The organism is Acinetobacter sp. YH01009 (genome assembly GCF_013420765.1).
GTDB classification, from domain to species: domain Bacteria; phylum Pseudomonadota; class Gammaproteobacteria; order Pseudomonadales; family Moraxellaceae; genus Acinetobacter; species Acinetobacter amyesii.
The window spans coordinates 1-1,802 of sequence record NZ_VOYE01000044.1 but is presented as its reverse complement, the minus strand read 5'-3'; the positions used below and the strand labels follow the sequence as shown (position 1 = coordinate 1,802).

Sequence of the window (1,802 nt, the reverse complement as noted above, 5' to 3'; positions counted from 1 at the left end):
CACTTTCGGGAATTATTTATATAACCCACACTTTACACCCCCTTTTTTTACTGTTACCTTATTCTCAATGGTTACTCCTTTAGAACAATATTATGCCTAGTAGAAAACCCCGTGTCGCTTTGACGATGCCTGATGATTTAAACGCTTTATTTGACCGTATTTCAGAATTAAACGGCACACCTAAGACAAAACTTATTGTTGAGCTATTACAAGCTTATGAGCCTGTTTTAACAGAGATGCTAGACACCTTAGAAAAAATACATGCCGATAAGGAAAACGCACAAAAGATCGTTAAACAATTCGGTCAGAATCTCGTTATGGAAGCTAGTTCCATTCTCGGTGATGTTTCTAAGGAGGTTCAGGATTTATGATTGATTACGTTTCAGGGTTTTTTCCTTGTAAACATGACCCTAGCAAGCTCATTTCAGGCATGGTTATGTCTTTTGATTCGTTGGGTAATCAAGAATGGGTATGCAATAAAAAACTCTCTGTTGAGGGTTCTCATTCATCCAAAATTCAGCTTCAGTCGCATTCTGAAAATTTAGTTTATTTCACTGGTAACCCTGTCAAATTTCTTCAAGGTCATAACCTTTTTGGAACTAATGATATTCGTCATTTAATGCGTTTATTCTTTGATGAACTCTTAAAACAAGAAGCCTTAGGTCTATGCCCTGATCCATTCCAATATGATCTTATTCAAGATGGTCACTATGAATTAACACGAGTAGACATCAATGAATCATGGCATCTAAACAACAGCAGAGAAGTCCAAGCTTGGATTCGCGCTGTTGGTGAAACTGCATACTTAAAACATCGTGGTGCTGGTCAATTCTCTGGTGATACTGCTTATTTTGGTAAAAACTCTCGTCGTTGGGGTCTAAAGTGTTACTCCAAAGGTAATGAGATCAAGGTTAAAGGTCACAAATTACCCCCTGAATTATGCACTCCTGAGATGCTCGAATATGCTGATAAATCCTTGCGAATAGAGGCTTTCATTAGACAATTAGAGCTAAAAAGACGCCACTTACACATTCTTTCTAATTGGGATATAGACACACCTGAGGAGTTACTCCTAGAATGTATATCTAAATTAGAACTGAGTGATGTTTATATGCTCAAAGATGATGTTTTAGATACGTTACCTACACGTCTGAGAATGGTTTATCAAACTTGGTTGAATGGTGATGACTTAAAGCAAATTATGTCTAAATCCGCTTTTTACCGTTGTCGTAGTGAGATGCTCAAATACGGTATAGATATTTCAACTAAATCACCAAAAGAAAAATCCAATGTAATACCGTTAATTCGAGTATTGGAAGCCAAGCCAGTCGGAATACCTGATTGGGCTTATGAAAGAAACCTTGTCGCTTGATGAGGTTTTTTTTTGCCTGTTTCTTGAGAAACGCGGAAGCGTGCATTCCTGATAAAAATTACAGAACGAGTGTCTACGAGTGAACTGATACTTTACGACTCTCAAACTCCCTTTTCCCTGATTACAAGCTCCCTTTCGCTTTAGATCGGTAAGTACCAGGCTATGCCTGCTGACAACAAGTAAACATGTCTACATGACAACATGACAACAACGAACACTCGGACGACAACGACGACGAGGAGCTGCGACGAGGAGAAGGCGGAGGACGTGTGTGCAGTGTTTAGTAATACTGCACATTTGTCCCACTTTCGGGAATTATTTATATAACCCACACTTTACACCCCCTTTTTTTACTGTTACCTTATTCTCAATGGTTACTCCTTTAGAACAATATTATGCCTAGTAGAAAACCCCGTGTCGCTTTGACGAT

At 38.7% G+C, this 1,802-nt stretch carries 2 protein-coding genes; both read left to right on the top strand.

All coding sequences use genetic code 11. The annotated features are described in order from the left end of the window. The first annotated feature begins 92 nt into the window (after positions 1 to 92). A complete protein-coding gene (locus FTT76_RS17435; protein WP_005140575.1) occupies positions 93 to 371 on the top strand; it encodes a hypothetical protein in 279 nt (92 codons plus the stop codon). Next, the gene (locus FTT76_RS17430) at positions 368 to 1,372 is read left to right on the top strand and encodes a phage/plasmid replication protein, II/X family (RefSeq protein ID WP_180190658.1); all 1,005 of its coding nucleotides are present in this window, start codon (positions 368 to 370) and stop codon (positions 1,370 to 1,372) included. Before FTT76_RS17435 ends, FTT76_RS17430 begins: the two co-directional genes overlap by 4 nt. Positions 1,373 to 1,802 lie beyond the last annotated feature (430 nt).